We start from the raw sequence: 14,091 nt of genomic DNA, 5'->3' as shown, positions 1-14,091 counted from the left end.
AGATGCCGATAACGGTACTAACGACGCTCAGGCGGTTGGCTTTTCAACCGGCGTTCCAGGCACAGGGATACCCGCATGACGATCAAATTACGCTTGATGCTGCTGATTGCGACTGGATTGTTGACTGCCATGCTGATGAGCTTGGTCAGTTATCTGGGGAACGCTCGGATGAGCGACGCCGTGCGCGAAAATGAGGTCAGCATGACGGTGCTGCGCAACCATATGGAAGCCGACATGATGCACGACGCTCTGCGTGCCGATGTGTTGTCTGCCATGTTGGTTGGGCTGGGTAAGAGCACCAGTAGCAAGGACGAAGTCAGCATTTCGCTCAAGGAGCACGCGGAGCATTTTCGCCAGATGCTGGCAGAGAACCTCAAGCTGCCGTTGGACGAGACGCTCAGGACCAAGTTGGAAAGCACCAAGCCAGCGCTCGATACCTATATCAGCGCTGCCGAACGCATCGTCGCGCTGGCCCTGGACAACCCGGAAGCCGCTCGCGGCGAATTGGAGACGTTCAATAAGGCGTTCACCCAACTGGAAGATCAACTGGCAACGCTGAGCGAGCTGATCGAAAGCAATACCCAGCAGACCGGCGCCAGCACCCAACAGACAATTCGCAGTGCCAATTTCACCCTGGGGGCGGTGCTGATTGCCAGCCTGTTGCTGCTCTTGGCGCAAGGCCGTTGGGTGATGCTGAGCATCATGGGCCCACTGCAGTCCGCTAGCCGGATTGCCGCCAGCATCGCCCGGGGCAACTTGAGCGAAACCATTGTCGAGCCGCATCGCAAAGACGAAGCCAGTTCGCTGATCCGCAGCCTGGCGACCATGCAGCGTGATTTGCGCGGCATGATCGACGTAGTGCGCAGCAACGCACACGGCATCACCGGCGTTACCGAACAACTGAGTCATGGCTGTCATGAAGTCGCCAACAGCAGCCAGCAGCAAAGTTCAGCCGCCAGCACCATGGCCGCTGCCGCCAGTGAAATGACTGCCAGTATCGAAGAAATCACCCGCCACGCCGGGCACGCACTGGAAATGGCTAACCAGGCCGAAGCCCTGGCCAAGGACGGTGGGCGAGTCATACACCAGGTGGTCAGCGACATGGACGGTATCGCCCGTTCCTCCCAGCAATCGGCCCAGGTGATCCGCACCCTGGACAAGGAATCCGAGGCGATCTACAGCATCATCCAAGTGATCAAAGGCATCGCTGACCAAACCAACCTGCTGGCCCTCAACGCAGCCATTGAAGCGGCGCGGGCCGGGGAGCAGGGCCGCGGTTTTGCGGTGGTGGCCGATGAAGTGCGCAGCCTCGCGGGGCGTACCAGTGCGTCGACCCAGGAAATCGCCAGCATGGTTGGGCGCATCCAGCAAAGTACCCGGGAAGCGGTAACCAGCATGGAGGAGGGCGTCGCTCAAGTGGACAAAGGCATGGCTGTTACCGCCGATGTGGAACGCGCCATTCGCGAGATCCTGCAGGCAACCCTCAACACGACGGAACTGGTGCACGACATTTCACGCACCATCAGTGAACAGAGCCTGGCCAGCAATGAAATCTCCCATCAGGTGGAGATGATTGCTGGGATGTCGGAGAACAACAGTCGTGTGATAGGGCAGACAGCGTCGACCACGGACGAGCTGTCGAACCTGGCTGGCAAGCTGTCGCAGTCGGTGGATCGGTTTCAGCTTTGATTTCGTAAGCTATTGATTTAACTCAACTAAATAGTCATTTAGTTGAGTTGGATGCCAGAAGAGGGGGCTCAAGACTGGGCGAGGGCGGCCGCACGTCGCTGGCTGATACGTTCCACCGTCTGCATATGTTCGGTGCCCCAGGCACATAAGGTGCCCAGCGCAGTGGCCAGGGATTCGCCGAACGGTGTCAGGGAATACTCGACCTTCGGCGGGATCTCCTGAAAATCGATTCGCACGATGATCTCATCGCGCTCCAATTCCTTGAGTTGCTGAATCAACACTTTATCGGTCACGCCACCGATGGCGCGGCGCAATTCGCCGTAGCGATGGACATCCTTCGCCAGGTTGTAGAGCACCAGCGGTTTCCATTTGCCGCCGATCACGGCGAGCGCAGCTTCAAGGCCGCAGTTGAATGACGTATTAGCCATGATTCGGGCACTCCATAGGGTACTTACCAAAAGGTGCATACTATTCAAAAGAATAGTCCGGATCTACAGTTGTGCCTCCACATACTTGGAGTCCAACATGAGCAGGCTCAACGGCAAGATTGCAGTCATCACCGGTGGCAACAGCGGCATAGGCTTGGCCAGCGCGATTCGCTTTGCGCAGGAAGGCGCGCAGGTCGTCATCGTCGGCCGCAGGCAAGAAGAACTCGACAAGGCGCTCGACCTGATCGGCCCGCACGCCATCGCCATCCAGGGTGATATTGCCAAACTGGGTGATCTGGAACGCATCTTCGCGCAGATCAAGGCGACTAAGGGTCGGATTGATGTGCTATTCGCCAACGCAGGCCTAGGTGATTTCGAGCCTATCGGTTCAATTACCGAAGCATCGTTCGACCGCACATTTGGCATCAACGTCAAAGGCACACTGTTCACCGTGCAAAACGCGCTGCCACTGATGAGCGCCGGCAGCTCGATCATGCTCACCGGTTCTACGACTGGCACCATGGGCACACCAGCATTCAGCGTTTACAGCGCAACCAAGGCGGCACTGCGCAATTTCGCCAGAAGCTGGGCGCTGGACCTTAAAGGAACAGGCATTCGCGTCAACGTTATTTCTCCTGGACCGATCTCGACACCGGGGCTGGACCTGGCATTGAGCGGCACCGGTCAGAAAGACGCAATCATTGACGACATGACTGGGCAGATTCCTCTGGGCCGAATTGGTCAAGCCGAAGAGGTGGCAGCGGCCGCATTGTTCCTGGCGTCGGACGAAAGCAGTTTTATGACCGGCAGCGAGATGTTCGTGGATGGCGGGTTCGCTCAGGTTTGACACAGCGAGGGGTTTTGCCCGTTGAAATGTGACGGGCATCGCCTCTGATTATGTAACATTGAATTACGCATAATGTATATTATGTTAAATTATGTGTCAGGGTCTTGGATGTAAATCATCAACCCCGCCCTATGTGCTTCCCGCATACCCCATTCTCAAACGTCATAATCCCGCGTTTTCCTACGTGGTAGTCTCACACGTCTACCAATAGGCATTGATCGTATGTCGTCAATGGCCCCAACCAGGAAAGATCATGCCAAAAAAGTCCCACTCAGCCTTGCGCGTTAATTTTCGTGAATTGTTGGCAACGCCTGCGTGCGTTGAAACCGCTTCCGTGTTTGATCCGATGTCGGCAAGGATTGCCGCCGACCTGGGTTTCGAGGTCGGTATCCTGGGCGGCTCCGTGGCTTCGTTGCAGGTTCTGGCGGCCCCCGATTTTGCGTTGATCACGCTGAGTGAGTTCGTTGAGCAAGCCACCCGCATCGGTCGTGTCGCGCAGTTGCCCTTTATTGCCGATGCCGATCACGGTTACGGCAATGCGCTGAATGTGATGCGCACCGTTGAAGAACTGGAACGTGCCGGCGTTGCAGCACTGACCATCGAAGACACGCTGCTGCCGGCGCAATTCGGGCGCAAGTCCACGGATTTAATTTCCATAGACGAAGGTATCGGTAAAGTTCGCGCGGCGCTGGAAGCGCGGGTTGACCCAGAGCTGTCGATCATTGCCCGCACCAACGCCGGCGTATTACCGACCGAAGCGGTGATCGAACGCACCCTGGCCTATCAGAAAGCCGGTGCCGATGGCATCTGCATGGTGGGCGTCAGCGACTTCGAGCACTTGGAGAAAATTGCGGAAGACCTCACGGTGCCGTTGATGCTGGTGACCTACGGCAATCCCAAACTCAACGACGCGCAACGCCTGGCCAGCCTGGGTGTGCGGGTCATTGTGGCCGGCCATGGCGCGTACTTCGCGGCGATCAAGGCGACCTACGACAGCCTGCGCGCCCAACGCCAACTGACCCACAGCACTTCGAACCTCAGTGCCACCGAGTTGACCCACACCTATACGTTGCCCGAGAGCTACGTAGCCTGGGCCAAAGAATTCATGGACGTAAAAGAGTAACTACCCCCGTGGATCGAGGGGGCTGCCCCCTCCTCCCACGCGGGTCTGCCCCTCGGTCAGCCAACCCAGCCCACCGCAGTTTTCGGAATCACTTCCGATTCATCCAGCTTCGACGCAAACATGCTCACCGCCTTCACGGCATCGCTGGTGCTGGTGCGTATCTGCAGAATCACCGAACCCGCCTGATCCGCCAGGTTGACGCCACGCTGCGCGCCTTCCTGGGTGGCATTCATGCTGCTCACCGCGTCGCGGGTTTCCGACAGGATCATGCCGATCATCTCGGCGATTTCCGCCGTGGAACGGCTGGTGCGACCGGCCAACTGGCGAACCTCGTCGGCCACCACCGCAAAGCCGCGCCCCTGGTCACCGGCGCGGGCCGCTTCGATGGCCGCGTTGAGGGCCAATAGGTTGGTCTGGTCGGCAATGCCGCGGATGGTATTGACGATGGCGGTAATCTGCTCCGAACGGTCACCCAACTGCCCCACCAATCGCGCAGAGGCGCCGATGTTTTCGGCAATCCGGCGCATTTCCGTGGCGGTGTCGTGGATAACCTGAGTGCCGTGTTCGGCAAACCGCTCGGTTTCCGAAGAGATATGGTAGGCACGCGAGGCGCCGCGCGAGTCTTCCTCGAATTTTTCCACGCGCTCGGTGATATCGCTGGCGAACTTGACGATTTTCAGCAGCGTGCCGTCCAGGTCATACACCGGGTTGTAACTGGCTTCCAGCCACACCGTGCGGCCATGTTTGCCGATGCGCTTGAATTGCCCGGTGAAGAATTCGCCGTTGTTCAAGCGGCGCCAGAAGTCGGCGTATTCGCCACTGTTGACCAGGCTCGGCTCGCAAAACATGCGGTGGTGCTTGCCCTTGAGCTCGGCCAGGGAGTAACCCATGACATTGAGGAAATTGGGATTGGCGTCCAGTACATGGCCACTCAGATCGAACTCGATCACTGCCATGGCACGGTCCAGCGCCGCGAGTTTGCTGCGGGTTGCGGCTTCCTGCTCGACCTTGCTGGTGACGTCCAGGGCATACTTGACCACTTTCAGCACTTGGCCACGTTCATCCAGCACCGGGTTGTAGCTGGCCTCCAACCAGACGGTTTTGCCGTTGGCACCCACCCGTTTGAAGGTCCCCGAGACAAATTTGCCGGCACGCAGATCCGCCCAGAACTCGCTGTAGGCTGGGCTGTTGGTCAGTGCGGGCAAGCAGAAGTCGCGATGGGATTTGTTGGCCAGTTGATCGGCGCTATAACCCATGGTTTTCATGAAGTTGTCGTTAGCCCGCAGCACCTTGCCATTCAGGTCGAATTCGACCACCGCCATGGAGCGCTCCAACGCAGCGTTCAGCCCTTTGTATTCGTTGACTTCGGCCTTCCTGGCCGCCAGTTCTGTTTTTAATGCGTTATTGAACATGACGAACCCTCTGCCGTACGGAGAACCTGCTTCTTAAAGTAGCTATCGGCCCCGGATTTAGCGACTTTACGCGGCTTTAATTTTTATTTTCTGGCGTCAAAAAAGCGTATTGCCATAGCCCTCGGTTTGCCCTGGCCAATGATTTCGAGGACCATGGCGCCTTTGTGTTTTTGCCCACCAGAGGTGCCCATGGCCAACCACGATCTGTCTTACACTCCGGACCCGGATGCCGAGTCCATTTCTTCCGACGTTGTCGGCTTCAACGGTATCCTGGTGTCGACCCAGATCCCGACTCGCGCCGACGGCAGCCTGGAACTGGGGGATATCACCCTGCAAAGCGAATGCACGCTGCAAGCGCTGAAAGTCGCCCTGGAAAAAGCCGGCAGTTCCATGGATCGGGTGATGCACCTGACCATTTATCTGACGGATATGGCCGATCGCGCGGCCTTCAATGAGGTCTACAAACGATTTTTCGCCAAGCCCTGGCCCGTGCGTGCGGCGGTTGGCGTCGCGGCGCTGGCGGTAGAGGGCATGCGCGTGGAAGTCACCGCGATGGCGGCCAAGGCTTGAAGTGATGCCGGTCAGGCATTTCACGGCTACAATGCGCGCCTCAACCGTGACAAGCCTGACTAAAAAAACTATGTCCTTGCCCAAGCACCACCTGGAATTGCTCAGCCCTGCCCGCGATGTGGCCATCGCCCGCGAGGCCATCCTGCACGGCGCCGACGCCATTTATATTGGCGGCCCCAGCTTCGGCGCGCGCCACAACGCGTGCAACGAAGTGAGCGATATCGCTCAACTGGTCGAGTTCGCCCGCCGCTACCACGCCCGGGTGTTCACCACCATCAATACCATCCTGCATGACAACGAGCTGGAGCCGGCGCGCAAGCTGATCCATCAGCTCTACGACGCCGGTGTCGACGCGCTGATCGTGCAGGACCTGGGGGTGATGGAGCTGGATATCCCGCCCATCGAGCTGCATGCCAGTACCCAGACCGATATCCGCACCCTGGCCCGCGCCAAGTTTCTCGATCAGGCCGGGTTCTCCCAACTGGTATTGGCCCGTGAGCTGAACCTGCAGGAAATCCGCACCATCGCCGACGAGACCGATGCCGCCATCGAGTTCTTCATTCATGGCGCACTGTGCGTGGCGTTCTCCGGGCAGTGCAATATCTCCCACGCGCAGAACGGCCGCAGTGCCAACCGCGGCGATTGCTCCCAGGCGTGCCGCCTGCCGTACACCTTGAAGGACGACCAAGGCCGCGTCGTGGCCTTTGAAAAACACCTGCTGTCGATGAAAGACAACAACCAGAGCGCCAACCTGCGCGCGCTGGTGGAGGCCGGTGTGCGTTCGTTCAAGATCGAAGGTCGCTACAAGGACATGGGCTATGTGAAGAACATCACCGCCTACTACCGTCAGCGCCTGGACGACATCCTCGAAGACCGCCCGGACCTGGCCCGTGCCTCCAGCGGCCGCACCGCGCATTTCTTCCTGCCCGACCCGGAAAAAACCTTCCACCGTGGCAGCACCGACTACTTTGTCAGCGAGCGCAAGATCGACATCGGCGCCTTCGACACCCCGACTTTCACCGGGCTGCCGGTGGGTCTGGTGGAAAAAGCCGGCAAGCGCGACCTGCAAGTGGTTACCCATGAGCCACTGTCCAATGGCGATGGCCTGAACGTGCTGGTCAAGCGTGAAGTGGTGGGGTTCCGCGCCAACATCGCCGAGCCCAAGGGCGAGTTCGAGGAAGACGGCCAGAAGCGCTACCGCTATCGCGTCGAGCCGAATGAAATGCCGGCCGGCCTGCACCAACTGCGCCCCAACCATCCGCTGAACCGCAACCTCGACCATAACTGGCAGCAGGCGCTGCTCAAGACCTCGGCCGAGCGCCGTATCGGCCTTGCTTGGGTCGCGCGTTTGCGTGAAGAGCAGTTGCACGTCACCGCGACCAGCGAGGAAGGCATCAGCGCCAGCGTCACCCTGCCCGGCCCGTTCGGCGTGGCCAACAAACCGGAACAGGCGCTGGATACCTTGCGCGACCTGCTCGGCCAACTGGGCACCACCGAATACCACGCCACTGCCATCGAGCTGGATGCGCCGCAGGCGTTCTTCATCCCCAACTCGCAACTCAAGGCACTGCGCCGCGAAGTCATCGAAGCGCTGACCGCCGCCCGTATCGCGGCGCACCCCCGTGGTGGGCGCAAGGCCGAAACCACACCGCCGCCGGTGTACCCGGAAGCGCATCTGTCGTTTTTGGCCAACGTCTACAATCAGAAAGCCCGCGACTTCTACCACCGCCACGGGGTGAAGTTGATCGACGCGGCCTTCGAAGCCCATGAAGAAACCGGCGAAGTGCCGGTGATGATCACCAAGCACTGCCTGCGCTTCTCGTTCAACCTGTGCCCTAAACAGGCCAAGGGCGTCACGGGCGTGAAGACCAAGGTGGCGCCGATGCAATTGATCCACGGCGACGAAGTGCTGACCCTGAAATTCGACTGCAAGCCGTGTGAAATGCATGTGGTGGGCAAGATCAAGGGCCACATCCTGGGCTTGCCGCAACCCGGCAGCGTGGTCGAACACTTCAACCCGGACAAACTTATCTATCAGGGCACGCACTGACGCTACGGGAGCCGGGCCACCACCAGCCCCGCTGCAACCCCGCCGCCGCCAGCAGAATCGCCGCCACCCCTAGCCATTGCAGCCAGCCCAGACGATACCCGAAGGCGATCCAATCGACGAAGATCGCCGCGATCGGGTAGATAAACGACAGCGCGCCGGTCAGCGCCGTCGGCAGCTTTTGAATCGCTCCGTACAACAACACATACATCAACCCGGTATGCACCACGCCAAGGGCGAGCAATGCCGCCCACGCAGTGGTCGTCACCGGCATGCTATTCCATGGCACCAAGGGGGCGAGCAGCACCGCGCCGGTAGTCACCTGGATCAAGGCCAGCAAATGTGGCGGCACCGCTTTCAAGTGTTTGATGATCAACGCGGCCAGTGCATACAAAACCGCTGCCCCCAGGGCCAGGGCAATTCCGGCAAGGTAATCACCACCGTCCGTTTGCTCACCATGGGCGGCGACAATCGCCAGCATGCCGGCAAAGGCTATGCTCAGCCATACCAGTTTCTGCAGCGTGATACTTTCTCGCAAAAACACCGCTGCCAGCAGCACTAGCAAGAACGGCTGCACGTTGTACACCGCCGTGCTGATGGCAATCGATGCGCGGGAATAAGAGGCGAACAGCAGCAACCAGTTTCCGACAATGGCCACACCACTGATGATGGCTAAGCCGAGTGCTGCGCCGTTTAGCAGATCCGAGCGCAGGTACCCCAGCAGCGCGCACACCAGCAACAGCGCGAATGCGCCGAACAAACAACGCCAGAACACCACTTCGATCACCGACACGCCCGACACCAGCACAAACCAGCCAATAGTGCCCGAGATAAGCATGGCGGCGATCATTTCCCACGATCCGCGACGAATGGATGGTTCCATGATTGAAGCTCCTCAAGTGAGGCTCAATTATGGCAATCTGCTTATTCGCCGCTCCAGCGCCTGAAAAAGGCAAAACACTGTGTTCACCTTTATTTATTAGGCAAAACCTATGCTCGATACCATCGACCAGCAGCTGATCACCGCCTTGATGGACGATTCACGCCTGTCCCTCAAAGCCTTGGCCGGCATCACCGGGCTGTCCTCCCCCAGCGTGGGCGAGCGCTTGCGCCGCCTGGAGGAACGCGGTGTGCTCACTCATTACACCGTCGCCATCGACCCTAAACATTTCGGCTATTTGCTGCAAGCCATCGTGCGCATCCGCCCGTTGCCGGGCAAATTGCAGGAGGTAGAACGTCAGATCCAGGCGATTCCCGAATTCACCGAGTGCGACAAAGTGACGGGCGAAGATTGCTTTATCGCGCGCCTGCACGTGCGCACCATGGATCACCTGGACACCCTCCTCGACCGTATCAATGCCTACGCTGAAACCAACACCGCCATCGTCAAGAAAACCCCGGTCAAACGTCGACTGCCGCCATTGGCGGATCAATAAATCACTTAAGACCACAATGCGGGAGGGGGGCTTGCCCTCGCTTCAGTGGTCAGTCAGCCCAACTGTCACTGACGCATCGCTATCGGGGGGCAAGCCCCCTCACCGCAAAAAGTCAGGCGCTCAACGTTTTGGCAGCGCTCAGGAGCCCTTGAAACTGGCGATAGCGTGCTTGCAACACATCCCTCTGTGTCGCATCCGGCAAGTAGCGCGCCTTGATTGGCATACCTGCCCCCAGCAAGTCTGCGCCCTCGCCCACTGCCATGAACCCGAGTTTCGCCGCGCCGATGCAGGCGCTCAGTTCACTGCCGTGCAACGTGTAGATCTCCCGTTGCAGGATGTTGGCCAGCAACTGCGCCCAATACTCGCTGCGCGCGCCGCCGCCTACCAAAGCGCAGGCGCCGACCTGTGCACCGGCCGATTGCACCGCGTGCAGCGCATCCAGCAGGCCGAAGCCGACGCCCTCCATCACCGCATAGCCGAGCATCGCCGGTGTGCAGTCATGGCCCAGCCCCATAAAGCCGCCGCGCAACAAGGGGTCGTTGTGCGGCGTGCGTTCGCCGGCCAGGTACGGCAGGAACAACGGCGTGTGCAGCGGCACGGCCTGTTCGATCGGTAATTGCGCCTGGACCTGCGCTAGCAAGGTTTGCTCATCCGCCATCCCGGTCAACCGCGTGACCCAACGTAAGCAACTGGCACCGGCGAGCATGGCGCCCATGGTGTACCAGCGATCCGGTAGCGCATGGCAGAAGCTATGTACCGCGCTGGCCGGGTTGCCGGCGGCGTGGTCAGTGATCGCCACAATCGCCGCGCTGGTGCCCAAGGTGATGAAACCGTCCCCGGCATGGACCGCACCGATGCCCACCGCTGCCACCGGGTTATCGCCGCCACCGCCGGCAATCACCACCTCGGGCGACAGTCCCAGCTGCGTCGCGGTCAACCGCGCGCTTGGCGCGCCGCCTTCAACCAGTCGAGGCATCTGCCACGGCGCCAGGCCGGTGGCGCGCAGCATCGGCATGAACCACTCGCGCCGGGCCACATCCAGCCACAGCGTACCGGCGGCGTCGGACATCTCGCTGATGCGCTCGCCAGTCAGACACAACCGCAGGTAATCCTTGGGCGACAACACGCAGTCGATGGCCTTGAACACCTCTGGTTCATGCTCCTGCAGCCACAGCAACTTCGGCGCGGTAAGCCCGGCCATCGGCAGGCTGCCGGTGACATCGGCGAAATCTACGCCCAGGCGTTCTGCCTCGGCCACGGCGCGGGAGTCATCCCACAGGATGGCCGGATACAGCACCCGGTCGTCCGCACCCAACAGCACCGCGCCGTGCATCTGCCCGGACAGGCCGATACAGGCCACATCGGTATAGGCCGGATGGCTGCGCAGCTGGCCCAGCGCCTGCACACAGGCTTGCCACCAATCCTGCGGCGCCTGTTCTGACCAGCCGCTGTGGCGTCGTGAAACGCTCAGGCGCACGCCGGCATGGGCCAGGACGTTGCCGTCGAGGTCCATCAGGATGGCTTTGAGTTCAGAGGTGCCGAGATCGATGCCCAAGGAAACCGGACTGTTCATACGTATGTGATTCCAATCAGTGGCAGCCACAGGAATTGCGTATTCGCAGGGTTGGTGCCAGGCGCACACACTGGGTGGGCGCAGCGGGCGACGCCATGCGTTGCAGCAGTAGATTGACCGCCTGGGCACCCAACGCCTGCACAGGCTGGGCGATCAGGGTCAGTCGCGGCACGAAAAAGTCTGCCCAATCAAAATCATCAAACCCCACCAACGCCATCTGCGCCGGGACCTCCAGGTACGCATCACGCAGAGCGTGCATCGCGCCCAGGGTCATCAAGTTATTACCGGCCATAATCGCCGTCGGTGGCGACTCCAGGCCCAACAATTGCACCGTGGCCTGACGAGCCGGCTCGGTACTGGAACCGCCGTTGACCAACAGCTGCGGATCAACGGCCAACCCCGCCGCCTGCAACGCCGCCGTGTAGCCGGCCACCCGCTCATCCGTGGTACTGAACCCCGCACGCCCGGCGATAAAGCCGATACGGCTGTGTCCGTGGCTTATCAGGTGTTCGATCAAGGTTTGCGTGGACCGCGCGTTTTCCACCCCGACCTGATCAAATTGCGCGCTCATCATCCGATCCACCAGCACCGCCGGAATCTGGTTGGCACGCAGGTACTCCAGGGCCAGGGACCCATTCGACGGCGCCAGCACAATACCGTCGACACGCCGATGATGCAGCGCCGTCACTACCCGCAACTCTTGCTGCGGGTCATCATGGGTGTCGACAAACAGCATCATGTAGCCGTGCTTGGCGCACTCGGTTTCAATCGCGTGCACGGTCTCGCTGAAGTAGTGATTGGACAGCGCCGAAATCGCCACGCCAATGGTGCTGGTGCTGGAACGGGCCAGCGAGCGCGCCAGGGTGTTGGGGATATAACCCAGATCCTGGATCGCACGCTGCACCGCCAGCACCGTCGCCGCGCTGACTTTACGGGTGCCGTTCACCACATGGGAAACGGTTGAAGTCGACACCCCGGCGCGGCTTGCCACATCGTCCATGGTGACCATGGCACGGTTCCTCTGACGGACTCAGTGTTTGCTCGACCAGCCGCTGTAGCTGCCGACATTGTCGCGGGTGATCAGTTTCGGCGTGAGCAACGTCACCGCGTCGGCCGGGGCTTTGTCGTTGAGAATGTCATTGCCTACATCCACGGCGGTCTGGGCCATGGCCCACGGGTCCTGGCTGGCGGAGGCCTGGATCTGCGTATCGCTCTTCAGTGCATTTTCGATGTCCGGCGCGCCATCCACCGAGGTGATGATGATGCCGCTGCGCTTGAGCTGCTTGGCTGCCAGGTCGCTACCGATGGCTTGGGGGTCGTTGATCGCGAACAGGCCGTCGATTTTCGGGAAACGGGTGAGATAGCCCTGCATCACGTTCAGCCCGCCTTCGCGCGAACCTTTACCGTCCTGATCGTCGGACAGCACCTTGATGTCCGGCGCGCCGGCCAATGCGGCTTTGCAGCCCTTGACGCGGTCGGTCACGGCGGTGACCTGCGGGCCATTCTGGATAATCACATTGCCTTTGCCCGAGAGCTTGTCCACCAGGTATTGGCAGGCCAGCTTGCCGGCTTCGACGTTGTCGGTCTGTACGGTGGCGTTCACGCCCTTGGCGTCCACATCCACGGCGACTACGACGATGCCGGCGTCGCGGGCTTTCTTGATCGCCGAGGCCATGGCCGAGGGGTCGACGGCGTTGAGCAGTATCAAGTCGACCTTGGACGAGATGAAGTTGTCGATCTGGGAAAACTGTTTGCTCAGGTCATAGTCGGCGGACACCGAGGTCACCTTGACGTCGGGGTTCAACGCCTTGGCGCGCGCCGTGGCACCGTCGGCCAGGGTTACGAAATACGGGTTGCCCAGCGAGCCCATGCTGATGCCCAGCGCTTTGAGTTCACGGGCCTGTACTGCCTGGGACATCAGGGCGGCCAGGGCGATGACGGGAACGATGCGTTTAAGGTTCATGCGCTTCTCTCTTGTGATTGTTGTAGGAGATAAATCAGGTGCGCGCGCCGGACTGGCGATAACGGTCCAGTGCCACCGCGCCAATGATCACGATGCCTTTGATGATGTATTGCCAGATATCCGACACCCCCAGCAGCACCAGGCCATTGGTGAGCACGGCAATGATCAGCGCGCCGATCAGCGTGCCACCGATGGTGCCGACGCCGCCGGTAAAGCTGGTGCCGCCAAGGATCACCGCGGCAATCGCATCCAGCTCGTAGGATTGCCCGAGTTGCAGGCCGTTGGCGGCAAACAGGCGCGAAGCGCTCATCACCGCGCCCAGCCCGGCCAGCGCACCGGACATGGCGTAGACGAACAACAGCACCTTCCACACCTTGATCCCCGACAGCCGCGCCGCTTCTGGGTTGCCGCCCACCGAATAGATCTGCACGCCCATCACCGTGCGGCGCAGGATAAACCACGACAGCGCCACCACCGCCACGGCAATCACCACCAGCCATGGCACGCCAAGGATCGAGTCGTTACCGATAAACGCAAACGGCAGATCCGGGTTGAACACCGTCTTGTCGTCGGCCAATAGCCGCGCCAGCCCACGCATGGCAGTGAGCGCGCCGAGGGTGACGATAAACGGCGGCAGGCGCATAAAGGCGATCAGCCCACCGTTGACCAGCCCGAGTAACAGCCCGAAGCCGATACCGGCGGCGATCCCGAACATACCGAATTGCGGCGACATCGACGCCTGCAACGCCACCACCGCCGACGCCGCCAGGATCGCGCCCACCGACAGGTCGATGCCGGCAGTGAGAATCACAAAGGTCATGCCCGCCGCCAACACCACGTTCACCGAGGCTTGCTGGGTGATGATCGACAGGTTCTGCAAGGTCAGGAAGTTTTCACTGGCCAGGGCAAAGCCCACCAGCAGCAACACCAGCACCGGCAACATGCCGACCGTGCGCATCAGCTCGCGGGCGCGTTCGGCTTTGCCTATGGGTGTGAGGGTCAT

Annotated in this window: 12 protein-coding genes and 2 pseudogenes; 7 read left to right on the top strand and 7 right to left on the bottom strand. The window is 60.5% G+C overall.

What is annotated here, in order from left to right; all coding sequences use genetic code 11:
* Window positions 1-75 precede the first annotated feature (75 nt).
* Both QRN41_RS26255 and QRN41_RS26250 read left to right on the top strand, forming a co-directional pair.
* Window positions 76-831, top strand: a pseudogene (locus tag QRN41_RS26255) (MCP four helix bundle domain-containing protein); the annotation flags it as partial.
* A complete protein-coding gene (locus tag QRN41_RS26250; protein ID WP_371919190.1) occupies window positions 826-1,689 on the top strand; it encodes a methyl-accepting chemotaxis protein in 864 nt (287 codons plus the stop codon). The pseudogene QRN41_RS26255 and the gene QRN41_RS26250, both read left to right, overlap by 6 nt.
* Window positions 1,690-1,757: 68 nt before the next feature.
* Here QRN41_RS26250 and QRN41_RS04705 read toward each other — a convergent pair whose 3' ends face one another.
* Window positions 1,758-2,117: a winged helix-turn-helix transcriptional regulator gene (locus QRN41_RS04705; protein ID WP_167417167.1), complete on the bottom strand. Its 360-nt coding sequence runs from the start codon at window positions 2,115-2,117 to the stop codon at window positions 1,758-1,760.
* A gap of 97 nt (window positions 2,118-2,214) precedes the next feature.
* Here QRN41_RS04705 and QRN41_RS04700 point away from each other — a divergent pair, with 97 nt between their 5' ends.
* A complete protein-coding gene (locus QRN41_RS04700) occupies window positions 2,215-2,964 on the top strand; it encodes an SDR family NAD(P)-dependent oxidoreductase (protein ID WP_285421221.1) in 750 nt (249 codons plus the stop codon).
* 253 nt (window positions 2,965-3,217) lie between these two features.
* Window positions 3,218-4,087, top strand: a complete 870-nt coding sequence (locus QRN41_RS04695) for an oxaloacetate decarboxylase (RefSeq protein ID WP_167417169.1) — start codon at window positions 3,218-3,220, stop codon at window positions 4,085-4,087.
* Between the two features lie 56 nt (window positions 4,088-4,143).
* Here the strand turns inward: QRN41_RS04695 and QRN41_RS04690 are convergent, their stop codons facing one another.
* Window positions 4,144-5,499, bottom strand: coding sequence for a methyl-accepting chemotaxis protein (locus QRN41_RS04690; RefSeq protein ID WP_167417170.1), 1,356 nt, complete (start codon window positions 5,497-5,499; stop codon window positions 4,144-4,146).
* A 189-nt stretch (window positions 5,500-5,688) separates the two neighbouring features.
* On the opposite strand from QRN41_RS04690, the gene QRN41_RS04685 reads away from it, so the two are divergent.
* The gene (locus tag QRN41_RS04685) at window positions 5,689-6,069 is read left to right on the top strand and encodes a RidA family protein (RefSeq protein WP_034097850.1); all 381 of its coding nucleotides are present in this window, start codon (window positions 5,689-5,691) and stop codon (window positions 6,067-6,069) included.
* A gap of 70 nt (window positions 6,070-6,139) precedes the next feature.
* Window positions 6,140-8,119 carry a peptidase U32 family protein gene (locus QRN41_RS04680; protein WP_167417171.1) on the top strand — a complete coding sequence of 660 codons (1,980 nt, stop codon included), beginning with the start codon at window positions 6,140-6,142 and terminating at the stop codon, window positions 8,117-8,119.
* Here QRN41_RS04680 and QRN41_RS04675 read toward each other — a convergent pair.
* On the bottom strand, window positions 8,097-8,999 hold the full coding sequence (locus tag QRN41_RS04675) for a DMT family transporter (protein WP_167417172.1): 903 nt from the start codon (window positions 8,997-8,999) through the stop codon (window positions 8,097-8,099). The genes QRN41_RS04680 and QRN41_RS04675 overlap by 23 nt on opposite strands.
* 109 nt (window positions 9,000-9,108) lie before the next feature.
* On the opposite strand from QRN41_RS04675, the gene QRN41_RS04670 reads away from it, so the two are divergent.
* Window positions 9,109-9,552, top strand: a complete 444-nt coding sequence (locus QRN41_RS04670; protein ID WP_094065686.1) for an Lrp/AsnC family transcriptional regulator — start codon at window positions 9,109-9,111, stop codon at window positions 9,550-9,552.
* Window positions 9,553-9,664: 112 nt separating this feature from the next.
* Here the strand turns inward: QRN41_RS04670 and xylB are convergent, their stop codons facing one another.
* The 4 genes and pseudogenes from xylB to QRN41_RS04650 form a co-directional block, all read right to left on the bottom strand.
* On the bottom strand, window positions 9,665-11,125 hold the full coding sequence (gene xylB, locus QRN41_RS04665) for a xylulokinase (protein WP_167417173.1): 1,461 nt from the start codon (window positions 11,123-11,125) through the stop codon (window positions 9,665-9,667).
* Window positions 11,126-11,141: 16 nt separating this feature from the next.
* Window positions 11,142-12,137, bottom strand: a pseudogene (locus QRN41_RS04660) (LacI family DNA-binding transcriptional regulator); the annotation flags it as partial.
* 18 nt (window positions 12,138-12,155) lie between these two features.
* On the bottom strand, window positions 12,156-13,088 hold the full coding sequence (locus QRN41_RS04655; protein ID WP_167417175.1) for an ABC transporter substrate-binding protein: 933 nt from the start codon (window positions 13,086-13,088) through the stop codon (window positions 12,156-12,158).
* A gap of 34 nt (window positions 13,089-13,122) precedes the next feature.
* Complete coding sequence (locus QRN41_RS04650; RefSeq protein ID WP_094065826.1) at window positions 13,123-14,091, bottom strand: ABC transporter permease subunit; 969 nt, start codon at window positions 14,089-14,091, stop codon at window positions 13,123-13,125.

The sequence above is a fragment of the Pseudomonas sp. efr-133-TYG-23 genome (assembly GCF_030209215.1).
In the GTDB taxonomy this organism is placed as follows: Bacteria; Pseudomonadota; Gammaproteobacteria; order Pseudomonadales; family Pseudomonadaceae; genus Aquipseudomonas; species Aquipseudomonas rhodesiae.
The sequence above is the reverse complement of the archived record's forward strand: the minus strand, read 5'-3'. Positions and strand labels throughout refer to the sequence as shown.

Coding starts and splice junctions, on each gene's coding strand:
- xylB (WP_167417173.1), bottom strand. CDS start 11,125: ATGAACAGTCCGGTTTCCTTGGGCATCGATCTCGGCACCTCTGAACTC.
- QRN41_RS04650 (WP_094065826.1), bottom strand. CDS start 14,091: ATGACCCTCACACCCATAGGCAAAGCCGAACGCGCCCGCGAGCTGATG.
- QRN41_RS04695 (WP_167417169.1), top strand. CDS start 3,218: ATGCCAAAAAAGTCCCACTCAGCCTTGCGCGTTAATTTTCGTGAATTG.
- QRN41_RS04700 (WP_285421221.1), top strand. CDS start 2,215: ATGAGCAGGCTCAACGGCAAGATTGCAGTCATCACCGGTGGCAACAGC.
- QRN41_RS26250 (WP_371919190.1), top strand. CDS start 826: ATGCAGCGTGATTTGCGCGGCATGATCGACGTAGTGCGCAGCAACGCA.
- QRN41_RS04675 (WP_167417172.1), bottom strand. CDS start 8,999: ATGGAACCATCCATTCGTCGCGGATCGTGGGAAATGATCGCCGCCATG.
- QRN41_RS04680 (WP_167417171.1), top strand. CDS start 6,140: ATGTCCTTGCCCAAGCACCACCTGGAATTGCTCAGCCCTGCCCGCGAT.
- QRN41_RS04655 (WP_167417175.1), bottom strand. CDS start 13,088: ATGAACCTTAAACGCATCGTTCCCGTCATCGCCCTGGCCGCCCTGATG.
- QRN41_RS04690 (WP_167417170.1), bottom strand. CDS start 5,499: ATGTTCAATAACGCATTAAAAACAGAACTGGCGGCCAGGAAGGCCGAA.
- QRN41_RS04670 (WP_094065686.1), top strand. CDS start 9,109: ATGCTCGATACCATCGACCAGCAGCTGATCACCGCCTTGATGGACGAT.
- QRN41_RS04705 (WP_167417167.1), bottom strand. CDS start 2,117: ATGGCTAATACGTCATTCAACTGCGGCCTTGAAGCTGCGCTCGCCGTG.
- QRN41_RS04685 (WP_034097850.1), top strand. CDS start 5,689: ATGGCCAACCACGATCTGTCTTACACTCCGGACCCGGATGCCGAGTCC.